The 14,190-nt window shown below is 64.6% G+C and carries 15 protein-coding genes and 2 pseudogenes; 8 read left to right on the forward strand and 9 right to left on the reverse strand.

Annotation, left to right across the window (positions count from 1 at the left end):
* Positions 1 to 9 precede the first annotated feature (9 nt).
* From QCE49_RS14400 to QCE49_RS14410, 3 genes are read left to right on the forward strand one after another with little or no spacing between them, the layout of a single operon-like run.
* A complete protein-coding gene (locus QCE49_RS14400) occupies positions 10 to 1,218 on the forward strand; it encodes a zinc-dependent alcohol dehydrogenase (RefSeq protein ID WP_250459957.1) in 1,209 nt (402 codons plus the stop codon).
* Entirely contained in the window at positions 1,185 to 2,111 is a 927-nt protein-coding gene (locus tag QCE49_RS14405) for an alpha/beta fold hydrolase (RefSeq protein WP_250459955.1), read from the forward strand. The genes QCE49_RS14400 and QCE49_RS14405 overlap by 34 nt, the downstream gene beginning before the upstream one ends.
* On the forward strand, positions 2,108 to 3,499 hold the full coding sequence (locus QCE49_RS14410) for a hypothetical protein (RefSeq protein ID WP_250459953.1): 1,392 nt from the start codon (positions 2,108 to 2,110) through the stop codon (positions 3,497 to 3,499). Before QCE49_RS14405 ends, QCE49_RS14410 begins: the two co-directional genes overlap by 4 nt.
* A gap of 21 nt (positions 3,500 to 3,520) precedes the next feature.
* On the opposite strand, the gene QCE49_RS14415 is transcribed toward QCE49_RS14410, so the two are convergent.
* The 3 genes and pseudogenes from QCE49_RS14415 to QCE49_RS14425 form a co-directional block, all read right to left on the reverse strand.
* Complete coding sequence (locus QCE49_RS14415) at positions 3,521 to 4,513, reverse strand: SDR family oxidoreductase (protein WP_250459950.1); 993 nt, start codon at positions 4,511 to 4,513, stop codon at positions 3,521 to 3,523.
* Positions 4,510 to 4,644 (reverse strand): annotated as a pseudogene (locus QCE49_RS14420) (GMC oxidoreductase); the annotation flags it as partial. The pseudogene QCE49_RS14420 and the gene QCE49_RS14415, both read right to left, overlap by 4 nt.
* Positions 4,645 to 4,653: 9 nt before the next feature.
* On the reverse strand, positions 4,654 to 6,450 hold the full coding sequence (locus QCE49_RS14425) for a thiamine pyrophosphate-requiring protein (RefSeq protein ID WP_250441572.1): 1,797 nt from the start codon (positions 6,448 to 6,450) through the stop codon (positions 4,654 to 4,656).
* Between the two features lie 187 nt (positions 6,451 to 6,637).
* On the opposite strand from QCE49_RS14425, the gene QCE49_RS14430 reads away from it, so the two are divergent.
* The gene (locus tag QCE49_RS14430) at positions 6,638 to 7,333 is read left to right on the forward strand and encodes an MgtC/SapB family protein (RefSeq protein ID WP_409017222.1); all 696 of its coding nucleotides are present in this window, start codon (positions 6,638 to 6,640) and stop codon (positions 7,331 to 7,333) included.
* A 479-nt stretch (positions 7,334 to 7,812) separates the two neighbouring features.
* Here QCE49_RS14430 and QCE49_RS14435 read toward each other — a convergent pair whose 3' ends face one another.
* Together QCE49_RS14435 and QCE49_RS14440 are read right to left on the reverse strand one after the other, a co-directional pair.
* Complete coding sequence (locus tag QCE49_RS14435; RefSeq protein ID WP_239295448.1) at positions 7,813 to 8,235, reverse strand: RcnB family protein; 423 nt, start codon at positions 8,233 to 8,235, stop codon at positions 7,813 to 7,815.
* 144 nt (positions 8,236 to 8,379) lie between these two features.
* Positions 8,380 to 10,374 (reverse strand): protein-L-isoaspartate(D-aspartate) O-methyltransferase, encoded by a 1,995-nt coding sequence (locus QCE49_RS14440; protein ID WP_250459946.1) that lies wholly within the window; start codon positions 10,372 to 10,374, stop codon positions 8,380 to 8,382.
* Positions 10,375 to 10,505: 131 nt separating this feature from the next.
* Between QCE49_RS14440 and QCE49_RS14445 the strand changes: the two genes are divergently transcribed.
* From QCE49_RS14445 to QCE49_RS14455, 3 genes and pseudogenes are all read left to right on the forward strand, one after another.
* The gene (locus QCE49_RS14445; protein ID WP_250459944.1) at positions 10,506 to 10,712 is read left to right on the forward strand and encodes a hypothetical protein; all 207 of its coding nucleotides are present in this window, start codon (positions 10,506 to 10,508) and stop codon (positions 10,710 to 10,712) included.
* Positions 10,713 to 10,721: 9 nt separating this feature from the next.
* A pseudogene (locus tag QCE49_RS14450) lies at positions 10,722 to 11,039 on the forward strand (MFS transporter); the annotation flags it as partial.
* Between the two features lie 97 nt (positions 11,040 to 11,136).
* Positions 11,137 to 11,994, forward strand: coding sequence for an MFS transporter (locus tag QCE49_RS14455; RefSeq protein ID WP_309806108.1), 858 nt, complete (start codon positions 11,137 to 11,139; stop codon positions 11,992 to 11,994).
* A gap of 217 nt (positions 11,995 to 12,211) precedes the next feature.
* Here QCE49_RS14455 and QCE49_RS14460 read toward each other — a convergent pair whose 3' ends face one another.
* Together QCE49_RS14460 and QCE49_RS14465 are read right to left on the reverse strand one after the other, a co-directional pair.
* The gene (locus QCE49_RS14460) at positions 12,212 to 12,433 is read right to left on the reverse strand and encodes a hypothetical protein (RefSeq protein ID WP_008345935.1); all 222 of its coding nucleotides are present in this window, start codon (positions 12,431 to 12,433) and stop codon (positions 12,212 to 12,214) included.
* Between the two features lie 39 nt (positions 12,434 to 12,472).
* The gene (locus tag QCE49_RS14465) at positions 12,473 to 12,652 is read right to left on the reverse strand and encodes a hypothetical protein (RefSeq protein ID WP_250459943.1); all 180 of its coding nucleotides are present in this window, start codon (positions 12,650 to 12,652) and stop codon (positions 12,473 to 12,475) included.
* Positions 12,653 to 12,791: 139 nt separating this feature from the next.
* Between QCE49_RS14465 and QCE49_RS14470 the strand changes: the two genes are divergently transcribed.
* The gene (locus QCE49_RS14470) at positions 12,792 to 13,169 is read left to right on the forward strand and encodes a DUF3022 domain-containing protein (RefSeq protein WP_250459941.1); all 378 of its coding nucleotides are present in this window, start codon (positions 12,792 to 12,794) and stop codon (positions 13,167 to 13,169) included.
* A 4-nt stretch (positions 13,170 to 13,173) separates the two neighbouring features.
* Here the strand turns inward: QCE49_RS14470 and QCE49_RS14475 are convergent, their stop codons facing one another.
* Both QCE49_RS14475 and QCE49_RS14480 read right to left on the reverse strand, forming a co-directional pair.
* On the reverse strand, positions 13,174 to 13,509 hold the full coding sequence (locus tag QCE49_RS14475; RefSeq protein WP_051078958.1) for a hypothetical protein: 336 nt from the start codon (positions 13,507 to 13,509) through the stop codon (positions 13,174 to 13,176).
* A gap of 81 nt (positions 13,510 to 13,590) precedes the next feature.
* Positions 13,591 to 14,175: a glutathione binding-like protein gene (locus QCE49_RS14480; RefSeq protein ID WP_008345933.1), complete on the reverse strand. Its 585-nt coding sequence runs from the start codon at positions 14,173 to 14,175 to the stop codon at positions 13,591 to 13,593.
* Positions 14,176 to 14,190 lie beyond the last annotated feature (15 nt).

The raw sequence follows: 14,190 nt of genomic DNA on the forward strand, positions 1-14,190 counted from the left end.
GAGTGTGCAATGAAAGCGGTTGTGTTTCATGGAATAGGCGATATCTCGCTCGATAACGTGCCCGACTCTTCGATTCGTCACGATCAGGACGCGATCGTGCGCCTGACCGCGAGCGCGATCTGCGGCACCGATCTGCACATGGTGCGCGGCACGCTGCCAGGGATGGTGCCGGGCACGATACTCGGCCACGAGGGCGTCGGCGTGATCGAGCAGGTCGGTCGCGGCGTGCGCAACCTGAAGCCGGGAGACCGCGTGCTGATTCCATCGACGATTTCGTGTGGCTGCTGTTCCTATTGCCGCACGGGCTACACGGCGCAGTGCGACTCGGCGAATCCCAATGGCGCGGCGGCAGGCACGGCGTTCTTTGGCGGACCGAAGTCGACGGGGCCGATCGACGGATTGCAGGCCGAATACGCGCGCACGCCGCTAGCCCATGCGAGCCTCATCAAATTGCCGGAGAATATCGACGACGAACGCGCGATCCTGCTGTCCGATATCTTTCCGACGGGCTTTTTCGGGGCGCAACTTGCCGAGGTGCGTGACGGCGATACCGTCGCGGTCTTCGGCGCGGGACCGGTCGGCCAGTTCGCCGTCGCGAGTGCGTTCATGCTCGGCGCGGGACGCGTGATCGTCGTGGATCGCCTGACGGATCGTCTCGCGATGGCGCGCGCGCAAGGCGCGGAAGCGGTGAACTTCGACGAGGAGGATCCCGTCGCAACGATTCTCGCGTTGACGGGCGGCATCGGCGTGGATCGTGTGATCGATGCCGTGGGCGTCGATGCAGTGCACGCGCAGGGCGGGCCGGCTGCATCGCAGGATGCCGTCAAGCAGGGCGAAGCGGAAAGCAGGACCGTGACGGCGCAGCGCAACGAACACGACGGCAACTGGATTCCCGGCGATGCGCCCACGCAGGCGCTCGACTGGGGCGTGGCTGCATTGGCGAAGGCGGGCACGCTCGGCGTGATCGGCGTGTATCCGCCGAACGACCGCTTCTTTCCGCTCGGCGTGGCGATGAACAAGAATCTCACCATCAAGATGGGCAACTGCAATCATCGCGCGGTGACGCCCGGACTCGTCGAGCGCGTGAGGAACGGATCGTTCGATCCGCTGCGCGTGCTGTCGACACGCGAGCCGATGATGAACGTCATCGACGCATACAAGGCATTCGATCAAAGGCAACCGGGATGGATCAAGGTCGCGCTCGATCCCGCCGCGTGACGGCCGCGCGGCCTTCATGGCGCATCGTCGCGGGCGTCGGCGCGTGCGCGTTCGTGGCCTGGGCGGCGATCGAATGGACGCGCCTCAAGCGCACGCCCGCACTTTCCGATGAAAGCGCCCGCAAGGGCATCACGGCGCGCTACACGCAGGCCGGACCGTATCGCATGTTCTCGCGTCACGCGGCATGCGAAGGTGGCCACGCGAAGCGCCTGCCCGTGGTGCTCGTGCATGGTCTCGTGATATCGAGCCGCTACATGGAGCCGCTCGCGCTCGCGTTGCGCAGCGACTTCGACGTGTACGCGCCCGATCTGCCCGGCTTCGGCGAAAGCAAACTGCGCGGCGGCGCGCTGTCGGTGCCCGAACTCGCCGATGCGTTGCGCCTCTGGCTCGGCGCGCGCGGCATCGAGCGGGCGATGTTCATCGGCAATTCCTTCGGCTGCCAGATTCTCGCGGATTTCGCCGCGCGCTATCCCGAGTCGGTCGACCGGCTCGTGCTGCAAGGACCGACCGTCGATCGCGATGCGCGCTCGCTCTTCACGCAAGTTTGTCGCGACTGGCGCAATGGACGGCTCGAACAGGCGAGATCGTCGGCGCCGATCGGGCGCATCGACTATGCGAAAGCGGGCGTGGTGCGCGCGCTCGCGACGATGCGCGAACTCATGCGCGATCGCATCGAGCGCAAGCTGTCGCGCATCGTTGCGCCGACGCTCGTCGTCGCCGGATCGCGCGATCCCGTCGCGCCGCTCGCGTGGGCGAGCGAAGTGGCGGCGCGCGTGCCGAACGGCGCGTTGCTGACGATAGACGGCGGCACGCACACGCTCAACTATGTCTATCCGCATAGCTTCGCGCTCGCGATCCGCGCGTTTCTTCTCCAGGGCGGCGCATCGAGATGACGAAGCCACCGCGCGGCATTGCCCGCTTCGATTCGGCCGCGGGCATGGTGCAGGCGCTCGCCGCGTGTCTGCATGGCGAACGCTTCAGCAGCCCGAGCCAGTCGCCGCTGCTCGATAGCCTGATGCCGCCGATCAACCTGCTGCCGAAGCGCGCCCGCGAATGGGTGTACACCGTGGGCGGCATGTCGGAGGGCATCACGGCGCGGCAGGCGCGGCGTCTCGATGTGGAAGGCATCGGCGAATGGATCGCGGGGCTTTACCCGCAGCGCACCTACGATGCGGCGTTCATCGGTTCGTCGAATGGCGCGCTCACGCACGTTGCGGCGGCGCTCGGCGTGCCCTGGCTGCCGCAGACGTTTCTGTGCCCGGTGCGCGCGCCCTTCAGCGATCCCGACGATGCGCAAAGCGGCTTCGATGACGGCCTCGCCGCCGTCGATGCGTTGCTTCGCGCCGATCCGCGTATCGCGATTCATCATATGCAGGATCCGAATCAGGACCGGCTGATGCTCTCCGCGATGAGCTACTTCCGGTTGAAGCTGCGCGCGCTGCCGCTGGCGTATCGCGAGTTTCTGCTGCGCAGTCTTGCGCCGGACGCGACGCTTCATATCGTCCGATGCACGCGCGACTGGCCCGTTACGCGCACCGGCGACCGATCGTTCTATCAGTTCGGCGCGCTGGGCGGCGCGACCGAGCGCGAGTACTTCGAAGGTGGGCCGCGTGTCGCGCGCTATCTCGCGCGTTATGGCGTGAAGCGCACGCGATGGGACGCGCCCGCGCCGACCCTGCGCGCGCCCGAAGCCGAATGGGGCTATGACGTGGCGCTCACCGAATTCATCGTCGCGCTGGCGAAGCAGAAGAACTGGCGCGTCGTCGAATGGCGCTTCGAAGAGCCGGAAGCGTTCAGCTTCGCGACGGCCGAGTTGTATCGCGCGTGGTATCGCGAGATGGGGATCGAGTCGAAGCGGCTCGTCGTCGATTCATTTCTTCTGATGGACCCGTACACGACGCTGCGATTGCGCGCGATCCCATTCTGGCTCGTCTTCTGCACCGACCCTTCGGCAGAGACGCTGCGCCGCTTTCTCGAACGCGAGTCCTTCGACGAGATCGACATGATGCTGTTCTCGCATGGCACCGAAGGCGTCGGCGTGACGAGCATCGACGAATGGGGCGCGTTGACCGCCAAGGCGAAACGCGAAGGGCGCTTTCTCGGTGTCGATGCACGGCGTTATCCGCGCGACTTCGCGACCTTCGTGCGCTTCGATCGTGCGCTTGCCGAACTGAAGCCGCAATACGGCTTGCCGGAGCCGATGCCGCTCGCGTTCTTCGAAGACGCGCTGCGCAAGCATGGCGCGCGTCATGGCATCACCGCGCACGATCACAACGCATGAAGCGAATGCCGGTCATCGTCATTACGCGCGCCGACGCATCAAGCGCGCGATGATGGCGCCCAGCCCGAGCCCCGCGCAAAGCAGCAGGCCGCGATGCGTGTCCACCCAAAACGACGCGCTCGCGCGCTTCGCCTCGTCCGTGAAGCGCCCATGCACCCGATGCAGTTCAGTGACCGGTTGCGAGAGATTGCCCGGACGTTCGCCGCTGGAGAGAGCGGGGTCCTGCTGCGCGCGAAAGCCCGTGCGTCCGAGATAGACATCGAGCAAACCGGGGATGATTGCATTCGCAAGTATCGCCTTGACCGACGACATGCCGACCCACAGCTCGCGCCGCCGATGCGTGGCCGCCCACCATATCGCGCGCGCTGCGACTTCGGGTTCGTAGATCGGCGCGACGGGACGCGGCGCGTGCGGCATCGCGCTCCTGGCCCAGTCGAATTGCGGCGTGTTGAGCGCGGGCATCTGCACCATCGTCAGATGGATGCGGCTCTTGGCATGATGCAACTCGCAACGCAGCGAATCGGTGAACCCGCGTATCGCGTGCTTCGCGCCGCAATAGGCCGATTGCAGCGGAATCGATCGATACGCGAGCGCCGAACCGACCTGCACGATGACGCCGCGATTGCGCGGCGTCATGCGTTTCAACGCGGCCATCGTGCCCCACACGAAGCCGAGATACGTGACGTCCGTGATGCGCCTGAAATCGCGTTCGGGCATATCGGCGAAGCGCGCGAACGAGGTCAGCATCGCGTTGTTGACCCATACGTCGATGGGGCCGAGCTCGGCTTCGACGCGCGCGGCGGCACTGTCGAGCGCGCCGCTTTCGCTCACGTCGAGCGCGATGCTCAGCGCACGCACGCCGAGCGCGCGCACGTCGGCGGCGGCGTCTTCGAGCGCTTGCGGATCGCGCGCGATCATCGCGACGTCCACGCCGCGTCGGGCGAATTCGAGCGCCGTCGCGCGGCCCACGCCCGCGCTCGCTCCGGTGATGACCACGACCCGAGGCTTTCTCATCGCGATAACTCCCCGCGTGCGGCAAGCGCTTCGATTTCGTCCGCCGTGCAACGCGCGATCGCCTGAATGGTGAGAGAAGGATTCACGCCGCCGACGGTCGGATATGCCGAGCCGTCGTGAATCCTCAGATGCATGGACGATCACTTGTCCTTGTGGCCCGGCAGCACTGCGCCCAGCACTTGCTTCGCCGTATCGACGATCACATGGCTCTGGTTCGGATCGCCCTTCATGAGCGTGGTCGCGAAAGCCTTCGCCTGCGCGATCGTGATGTGCGGCGGCAGCGGCGGCACGTTCGGATCGGCCTTCACTTCGATCACGACGGGACGATCCGCCGCGAGCGCTTCGTCCCACACGGCGGCCATGCGCTCGGCATCGTCGACATAAAAGCCCTTCAGCCCGATCAATTCCGCGAACTTGTGATAAGGCACCGAAGGAATGTCCTGCGATGCCTCGAACTTCGGATCGCCTTCCATCACGCGCTGTTCCCACGTCACCTGATTCAAGTCTTCGTTGTTGAGCACCATGCAGATCCAGCGCGGATCCGACCATTGCTTCCAGTACTTCGCGACCGTGATGAGCTCGGCCATGTTGTTCATCTGCATCGCGCCATCGCCGACGAGCGCGATCACCGGACGCTCCGGATACGCGAATTTCGCCGCGATCGCGTAGGGCACGGCCGCGCCCATCGAGGCGAGGCCGCCCGAGAGCGAGCACTTCATGCCGCGCTTGACCTTGAGATCGCGCGCGTACCAGTTCGCGACCGAACCGGAATCGCTCGTGACGATGGCGTTCGCGGGCACGCGCGGCGACAGCTCCCAGATCGTGCGCTGCGGATTCACGCCGGCTTTCGCAGGCTCTATCGCGCGCTTTTCGAGTTTCTTCCACCAGTCGTCCATCCAGCCTTCGATGTCCTTACGCCACGCGCCATCCGTCTTCTGTTCCAGAAGCGGCAGCAACGCGCGCAAGGTCTCGGCACTGTCGCCGACGAGATTCACTTCCATCGGATAGCGGATCGAAAGCATGTCCGCCTTGAGGTCGATCTGCACGCCGCGCGCCTCGCCTTCCTTCGGCAGGAACTCGGCGTAGGGAAAGCCCGAGCCGATCATCAAGAGCGTGTCGCATTCGGTCATCAGCTTGTAGCTCGGCTCGGTGCCGAGCAGGCCGATCGATCCGGTGACGAAGGGCAGATCGTCCGGCAATGCGGCCTTGCCGAGCAGCGCCTTCGCGACGCCCGCGCCGAGTTTGTCCGCGACAGCGATGACTTCGTCCGTGGCTTCCAGCGCGCCCGCGCCGACGAGAATCGCGACCTTCTTGCCGGCGTTGAGCACATCGGCGGCGCGTTGCAGATCGTCGGCATAAGGCACCGTCTTCGGTGCGCGATAGCCCACGCCCGAATGCAGTGTGCCGTGCTTGCGGCCCGGCGGCTCGTATTCCAGATCCTGCAGATCGTTGGGCAGCACGAGCGCCGTCACCTTGCGCTCCGATAGCGCAATACGCACCGCGCGATCGACGAGATGACGAATCTGCGAGGGCACGCTCGCTTGTTGAACGAAGGCGCCGGCGACGTCCTTGAACATCGCGGGCAGATCGACTTCCTGCTGATAGTGTCCGCCCAATGCGGCGCGTGCCTGCTGGCCCGCAATGGCGAGAACGGGCATGTGATCGAGGCGCGCGTCGTAGAGACCGGTGACGAGATGCGCCGCGCCCGGACCCGATGTCGCGATGCATACGCCCAACTCGCCGGTGAACTTCGCATGTGCCGATGCCATGAACGCAGCCATCTCTTCATGACGCGCCTGAATGAATTCGATCTTGCCTTTAGCGCGACTGAGCGCGCCGAATACGCCGTTGATGCCGTCGCCGGGATAACCGTAAATGCGGCGCACGCCCCATGCATGCAGGCGATCGACCAGAAAATCGCCGACGGTAATAGCCATGATTGAAGTCTCCGGAAAACACGATCGAAAGAATGCGCCGCATTGCATGCACGCCTTGTTTGGCTTGCGCGCAATGGCCATGCCGCTGTCTTTCAATCGCTGCAAGGCGCGATGAACCCATGCGGGCGTGATGATTGCTAGAGCGCTTTACGCGGACGATTGCTTCAGGACACATACGATGGCGCTCATGCCTCTCACCCTCGAATGGCCGGATGTCTGCATTCGAATATCGCTGGCCGTGCTTGCCGGCATTCTCATCGGATTGAATCGCGGCGAATCGGGCAAGGTCGCCGGATTGAAAACCACGCTGCTCGTATGCCTCGCGGCGTGTCTCGCGATGCTGCAAGTCAACGCGTTGCTTGCTCAGGCGGGCAAGACGCCCGGTTCGTTCGTGCAGATCGATCTGATGCGCCTGCCGCTCGGGATACTGTCGGGCGTGGGCTTCATCGGCGCGGGTGCGATTCTTCGCAAGGATGGCCTCGTCAAAGGCGTGACGACAGCGGCGACGTTATGGTTCGTGACCGTGGTCGGACTGTGCTTCGGCGGCGGTCAGCTCGGACTCGGCGCGGCGGGACTCGGGCTCGGGATCGTCGTGCTCTGGTTTCTGAAGGAGGTCGAAAGACGCATACCGCGCGAGAATCATGCGGAGCTCCGGATAACTTATGAAAGAGGCGTCTTTTCGCGGGACACGCTGGCTGAATCGATGCAGGCCGCGGGTTGCAGGCTCGCCTCGATTGCGGGCGCGGCGAAGGGACCGGAACGGATGGAAGAGCGCTTCGAAGTGCGCTGGCACGGCGCGCCCGATGCGCAGCCGGTGCCGCCGTTCAGCGAGTGCGCGATGGCTGCGGGCGCGATCGAGTCCGAGTGGAGCATCATCCGCTGAACGGTGTACAGCGTATTAACGTGGTGGTTAAAGCGTGCTCGAGGCGACCTAAGAGGGGACCCAACAGGCGACCCATAAGGCACCCATAAAGAACAATTGGCTGTGCGTTCGTTTTGACATATAAATGAGAGACGATCTTCTTGGAACTTCGGGAGTACAGATGCTTATACGCTGTGCAGCATGCAACAAGCTCATATATTCAGACGATGCTCTCGAAGACGATACGTGCCCCGCATGCGGATCCACGAACACCGAGCACATCGCAATGGGCTTCGTTTTCGATCAGACGGTCGCTGTGCCGGACCCGCCGGCAAGGACCACGGAAAGCGCCGATTCGCCCGGCACGATTCGCAGGAAGCTGTAGTCGCACGAATCATTCGTAACGTACCGCGTTGGATGTGCGCTTCGACCCCCTCTCGTTTAAGCGCATCTTGCCCGCCTCGACAGGCGGGCTTTTCTTTATGCGCAACCAACGCAGATCAATGCGACAACACGACCTGCGCGATGACGCCCGACGCGACCGCAACCAGCAGATAGTCCGCACCGACGCCGACCCACTGATAACCGCGCGGCGGCTGACGCAGGCCTTGTCCGCGCCAGTCGTCGACGACGTACTGACGGCTTCGGTAATCGTTATCAAGACGCTCGCCCTTGCGCCAGTCGCGACGCGGCTCATCGTTGGCATGCTGCGGCGGGCGGGGCGCGTCGCGGCCATTCATCTCCGGACCATGACCCGGCGCGCCGGGACCGCCCTTGGCAGCGGGACCGCCCGGACCGCCCGGTGCGCGATGCGCGTCGTGATAGCCGTCCGGACCGCCGGGTGCGGGCTGTGCGAAAACGGCGCCCGTCGTCAGTCCGATGCTCGCGCAAACCAGTGCGGCGACGATTCGACTCTTCTTCATGTTCGTTCCTCTCGAAGTGGCAAAGGGATGTTCTGGATGCCCGGACTGTACGCAATGGGCAACGAAAATGACGTGAGCATGTGTAAGCAACGCTTACGTTCCATTACGCGCTCCATTACGCGCTCCATTACGCGCAAACGCGCGTCAGACGCCGAACGGAAAGGTTTCTGGCGTCTCGTGCGTGACTTGTGAAGGCTCGATCGCGCTGACCGCGCGCGTCGTATCGAACCACACGAACGCATCGAACTGCGCCGACAGCTCGGCTTGCGCGTAATGGCTGTACAACTCGGTATCGGGCCGATAGACCACGCCGATGAAGCGTTCGAGCCGCTCCTCGCCCAATGCGTCGCGCAGTGCATCGTTCACGCCCGCACGAAGATCGACGAGGCACGGGCTCACGCCCGCAAGATGAAACTGATGCTCGTAACTATCGGCGCGCGATGGCCGCACCTGCATGATCTGCATCGGCTCCTCCCAGTCCGATGCCGCCGCGACCGTGCCCGCGTGCGTGCCGAAGCCGATGAGCGCGGCGTCGTCGCCGAAGCGCTCGCGGCATAGCTGACCGACGTTCAACTCGTCGCGCATGCGGCCCATCTCGGTCGCGGATGCATCACCGAGATGCGAGTTGTGCGCCCATACGACCGCGCGCGCGTCCGGTCCCCATGCATCGAGCAGGCTGTCGAGCGTGTCGAACATGTGCGTGTCGCGCAGATTCCAGCTTTCCGCCGATGCCCCGTACATCGCGCGATAGTACTGCTCCGCCGATGCGACGAGCCGCGCGTTATGCGTCGCGTCGAGCAGTCCGTGATCGCTCGCGGACGTAGCGAGCCGTCTGTCCAGCAGATCGCGCAATTGCGCGACGACGGCTTCCTCGCATGTGCCGAAGCCCGCCTGCCACGCGGTGCGTCCATAGACAGCGGGGTTTTTCTGCCAGGGCGTGAGGCATCCATAGCGCACGCGGGCAATGCGCGCCGCGCCCGGGTCCTGTGCGTCGAGATACGCGAGCACGGCGGCGATGGATTCGGAAAGGCTATACAGGTCGAGTCCATAGAACGCGGCGCGGCGCTCGTCGGGCAACGCGGCGTTGTGCTGCCGCAGCCACGCGACGAACGCGGCGAACTCGGTATTGCGCCACATCCACGTAGGGAAACGCGTGAACGGTCGTGCTTCGGGTCGCGCGCGCGGACGGCCGCGAACGTGCTCGTCGATGATCGCGGCATCGGGCCAGTCCGCTTCCACCGCGACGAAACTGAAGCCGTGCCGTTCGATGAGACGCCGCGTGATGGCGGCGCGCGCTACATAGAACTCGGCGGTGCCGTGGCTCGCTTCGCCGAGCAACACGACGCGCTTGTCCGCGAAACGATCGAACGCATGTGCGAAGTCGGGCGCATCGAGCGCGGGCAGACGCACCGCCGATGCGCGGATCAGATCGGGCAACGTGCGCGCAACGGGCTCCTCGAGCGTGGGTTTGTCCGTGCGAATGTCGGGTTCGTCGCTCCAGCCTTGCGCGCCGATCAACGGCACGAACATCACGCCGCCGAGGTCTTCGTCGCGCCACACATCGTCGTCCGTGCGCGTGTATTTCATCAGACGCTGGGATTCGCGCGCGTCGCCGACGGGCATCACGAGCCGTCCGCCTATCTTGAGTTGCGCGCGCCATGCGTCGGGCACGGATGGACCGCCCGCCGCCGCGATGATCGCGTCGAAGGGCGCGTGCTGCGGCATGCCGAGCGTGCCGTCCGCATGATGCACGCTGACGTTCGTGAGCCCGAGCGCCTTGAGCAAGGCGGCGGCATCGTCGGCGAGTTCTCGATGTCGCTCGATCGTATCGACGCGCGCCGCGATACATGCCGCGATCGCCGCCGCATAACCGGAGCCGGTGCCGATGTCGAGGACATGATCGCCAGGTTGCAGGTCGGCGGCTTCGAGCATCAGCGCGACGATGTACGGTTGCGAGATCGTCTGACCCGCGGCGATCGGCAACGGGCTGTCCTCATAGGCGAATTCGGCAAGGGCTGGGGGAACGAAGGCATCGCGGGCGATGGCGCTCATGCATTCGAGCACGCGCGCGTTCCTGATGCCGCGCCCCTTCAACTGACGTTCGACCATGCGTTCCCGCGCTTCTTCAAAGGTGTTCATGAACATTTCCCGAAAAAGGTCAGAACGTTGAAGAGGCAGCAAGCGACAGTCCCAGTTCGCCGCTGCTCGCGAGCACGCGGAATGCGATTTGCTGTGCGTTCGGCACGGCATAAAGGAGACGCATACCTCGGATGACACTCACATCGAACGATGCACGCGAGCATCGGGCCTTGCGCCCCGCGCGCGATGACGGCAGCGATCGTCGAATGACGCCAGCGCCGAAGCAAGCGTTATCGGATTTCATGCTGCGCACTAAGACCCATTCGGCATCGAGCGCGGAATACTACGGACTTCGAAGCGAAGGTGTCGTCGAACTTAGCGTGCAGGTCGTGCTCTGAATCCAAAACATGCCAATACACAATGTGAAGCCAACCCGTCCGCTCATCGCCGTGAGCTTCTTCGCGGCGGACGTCCAGGCGGGCGTCGGCCCGTTTCTCGGTATCTATCTGCAAGCGCACGGCTGGACGCCGGACCGCATCGGCACGGTGCTGACCATCGGCGGCATCGTCGGCATGCTCGTGACGACGCCCGCCGGCGCGCTCGTCGATGCCACGCCGCACCGGCGCGCCATCGTCGCGGTCGCGAGCGCGCTATCCATCGTCGCGGCGATCATCATCTGGATGTGGCAAGGCTTCTGGCCCGTCACGCTGTCGCAAGTGGCCACGGCGATCGCAGGCGCGACGATGGGCCCCGCGCTCGCGGGCCTCACGCTCGGCATCGTCGGACGGCAGAATTTTCGATCGCCAGTTCGGACGCAATCAGGTGGCGAATCACGCGGGCAATATTGCGGCCGCGGCGCTTTCGGGCTGGCTCGGCGCGTGGCTCGGCATGCCGTACATCTTCGCGTTGAGCGCGGCGTTCGGTGCGGGCTGCATCTTCGCGGCGCTGTGGATTCCGCCGCGCTCGGTGCATCGGCATTTCGCGCGCGGCATTGCAAAGGACGACAACGACGATCCCTCCGACACGCGCGCCGATGCCATACAGGTTCTGCTGCGCAACCGCTCGCTGCTCGTGCTGGCGGCCGCGCTCGCGGCGTTCAACCTCGGCAATTCCGCGATGCTGCCGCTCTACAGTCTCGCGGTCGCGTCGGCGCATACTGCCGATCCCAGCCATGTGACGGCCGCCAATATCGTGATCTCGCAGATCGTGATGCTCGTCGCGGCGGCCTATGCGAGCCGCCTGATTCGCCGATGGGGCTTCTGGTGGATCATCCTCGTCACGCTCGCGACGCTGCCGCTGCGCGCGATGACGGCCGCGTGGATCGCGCCTTCATGGGGCATCGTGCCGGTGCAGGTGCTCGATGGCATCGGCGCGGGCTTGCAGACCGTCGCGGTGCCCGCGCTCGTCGTGCATCTGCTGCACGGAAGCGGACGAGTGAATCTGGGGCAGGGCGCGGTGCTTGGCGTCCAGGCGGCGGGCGCGTGCCTGAGCCCGATGCTCGGCGGCTGGATCGCGCATCACTATGGCTATCCGGCGGCGTTCATCACGCTTGGAAGTTTGTCTGTCGTCGCGTTCGCGATCTGGATCGGCTTTGGGCAGCGCGTGCGCGATGCATGCGATACGCGGCGCGAAGAACTCGGCAAGCTCGCCGATCTGGATTCATCGACGTTGTTGCCATGACAAGGGCCGCGGCATGGGGAATGCGGAAGTTCATCTGACCGACAAACCGGAGATGAGGATGAACTCACCGCGCTTTTCCGCAGACGCCGACCAACGCATGCAAATCCCGCCGCCCGACGTCGATCCCGATCCTTCCGTACCGGATGACGATCCCGTGCCGCCCGATGGCGCGCCGCATCCCATCGGCGATCCGCCGAATCAAAGACCGCCGGAGCGCTTAGGCCCCGGCCTCGTCGCCGGGGGGCAGTGCGTCGGCCTTGGCGTTCGCGTGCGTCGTGGCCGCTTCCCTCGCGGCGTCCGCGCTTTCCAACGGCCGATCGCGCATTTCAGTGAAGCCGTCCGCATCGATCGTGTAGGACCAGGTGCATTGACCCGTTGGATCGTGATCGATCGTGATCTCGACGCGATGTCCGTTGCGAACGTAAGTCTCGGTAGACATGATGTGATCCCTCGTTGAATGACCTGCGCGATGCATCGGCTACGTTGCGTTGGAATTGGGCGGAACGGGATTCTTTTCCTGCGTCGACGGCAATTCGTTTTCCGATGCTTCGTGCGTGCGCTTTTCGCGTTCGTCGAGTTGACGCTGCTTCGTGTCTTCGCCTACGGGTTCGTCCATATCGTCGGCGGTGGCATGCGGCACGGGCTTGTCTGACGTCATGATGGGCCTCCCGGAATCGTGATGCGGCACGCGGCGCGCGCCTTCGTATCGGGCGCAGCAAGCAACGGACCCGTTCGCGTTGCAGACAGGAGCGCGGCTTGCTGGGCGATTATCGAACAGGCATCCAGGAGAGCGAGGAATGAAATACACCGATCAGGATCAGCGCGTGGAGGAATTGCAGGTGGCGTTGTCGCGTGCGTTCGATGCGCGGAAGACGCCGTTCGTAGGCGTGGTGGACGAAGGCGACGGCATCGTCATCAACGTATCGTGGGCCATCGAGACGGGCCGCGACACGACGCTCGATGCGCGTTGCAGCGTCGTGTTGCGCATCGCGGCGCGTCAGTTCGAGCGATATGGCGCGATGGATACCGCGCAGCGCCTCATCGTGCAGGATCGCGTGATCGCGCACGTGCGGAGTGCGTTCGACCAGTCGCGCTCGGGTCAGGCGAACGCGAACGAATGCTCGCTCGAACTTCGCGCCGCCGACGACTGGTTCGACACACCCGACACGCCCTGACGCATTACCAGCCTTGCGCGCCGCCGCCGGTCGTCGACGGGCTCGTTTGGCCGTTCGTGCCGCCGCTGCCGTTCAGACGCGGCTGCATGCCGCCCGATCCTTGGCGTGTGCCCGCACCCGCGCCGCTCGTTCCATTCGATGAGCCGCCCACGCCGGACGGCCCCGTCGACGGCCCGCTGCTGTGGCCGGAGTTCGGCGTGATGCCAGCCGCATCCTGCGCGTTCTTCGCGCTCGACGGTCCGTGGCTTGCGCCCGGCTGCGTCTGATCGGCTGCGGCGAATGCGCCGCCCGAGAGCGCCATCAGTAAAGCCGAAATCGCGATGGTTCTGTTCGCTTGCATGACCTGCCTCCGTAAGTCGATGTTGGTACGAAGCATGGCGCAAGGCGCGTTCCGGGCTTTGCGGCCAGCAACGCGTTTCCCTCATTCAAGCCCTTCGTGCTCGAACGCAAGTTTCACTGCGGGGCGCTCGCGCATGCGCTTGTAGAACGCCTGGAGCTCGGCGGGCATATCGACGCCCATTTTCTGCGCCCACGTCAGCATCGTGAAGAGATAGGCATCCGCGACGCTTACATCATTGCCGAAGAGATAATCGCCGCGCATCGTCTTCGCGACATACGCAAAGCGCTGGCCGATTTTCTCGCGCGCCGCCGACGCTTCCGCATCGGATGTCGGCCGGAACACGCGTCCGAACTGCTTGTGGATCTCGGTCGAAATGAACGCAAGCATTTCCAGCAGACGCAGATGGCCGTCGTCGCCGGAAGGCGCGAGCGATGGCGCTTTTTGCGCGACCCACGAAAGAATCGCGACGTTTTCGGTGAGACGCTTGCCATCGTCGAACTCGACGACGGGCACATAACTCTTCGGGTTGATTTCGCCGAAGGGCGTGCCGTCTTCCGTCACCTTGGTCTTCAGATCGACCTTCACGCGGTCGAAGGTCAGGCCGGCTTCGTGCATCGCGATGTGATCGGCGAGACTGCATGCGCCGGGCGCGTAATAGAGCTTCATGATGCGCGTCTCCTT

The organism is Caballeronia sp. LZ008 (assembly GCF_031451435.1).
GTDB lineage: Bacteria > Pseudomonadota > Gammaproteobacteria > Burkholderiales > Burkholderiaceae > Caballeronia > Caballeronia zhejiangensis.

Bases quoted from the DNA above. Each gene is read 5' to 3' on its own strand.
- QCE49_RS14465 (WP_250459943.1), bottom strand. From the start codon at position 12,652: ATGACGTCAGACAAGCCCGTGCCGCATGCCACCGCCGACGATATGGAC.
- QCE49_RS14410 (WP_250459953.1), top strand. From the start codon at position 2,108: ATGACGAAGCCACCGCGCGGCATTGCCCGCTTCGATTCGGCCGCGGGC.
- QCE49_RS14405 (WP_250459955.1), top strand. From the start codon at position 1,185: ATGGATCAAGGTCGCGCTCGATCCCGCCGCGTGACGGCCGCGCGGCCT.
- QCE49_RS14480 (WP_008345933.1), bottom strand. From the start codon at position 14,175: ATGAAGCTCTATTACGCGCCCGGCGCATGCAGTCTCGCCGATCACATC.
- QCE49_RS14470 (WP_250459941.1), top strand. From the start codon at position 12,792: ATGAAATACACCGATCAGGATCAGCGCGTGGAGGAATTGCAGGTGGCG.
- QCE49_RS14440 (WP_250459946.1), bottom strand. From the start codon at position 10,374: ATGAACACCTTTGAAGAAGCGCGGGAACGCATGGTCGAACGTCAGTTG.
- QCE49_RS14460 (WP_008345935.1), bottom strand. From the start codon at position 12,433: ATGTCTACCGAGACTTACGTTCGCAACGGACATCGCGTCGAGATCACG.
- QCE49_RS14435 (WP_239295448.1), bottom strand. From the start codon at position 8,235: ATGAAGAAGAGTCGAATCGTCGCCGCACTGGTTTGCGCGAGCATCGGA.
- QCE49_RS14430 (WP_409017222.1), top strand. From the start codon at position 6,638: ATGCCTCTCACCCTCGAATGGCCGGATGTCTGCATTCGAATATCGCTG.
- QCE49_RS14445 (WP_250459944.1), top strand. From the start codon at position 10,506: ATGACACTCACATCGAACGATGCACGCGAGCATCGGGCCTTGCGCCCC.
- QCE49_RS14425 (WP_250441572.1), bottom strand. From the start codon at position 6,450: ATGGCTATTACCGTCGGCGATTTTCTGGTCGATCGCCTGCATGCATGG.
- QCE49_RS14475 (WP_051078958.1), bottom strand. From the start codon at position 13,509: ATGCAAGCGAACAGAACCATCGCGATTTCGGCTTTACTGATGGCGCTC.
- QCE49_RS14415 (WP_250459950.1), bottom strand. From the start codon at position 4,513: ATGAGAAAGCCTCGGGTCGTGGTCATCACCGGAGCGAGCGCGGGCGTG.
- QCE49_RS14400 (WP_250459957.1), top strand. From the start codon at position 10: ATGAAAGCGGTTGTGTTTCATGGAATAGGCGATATCTCGCTCGATAAC.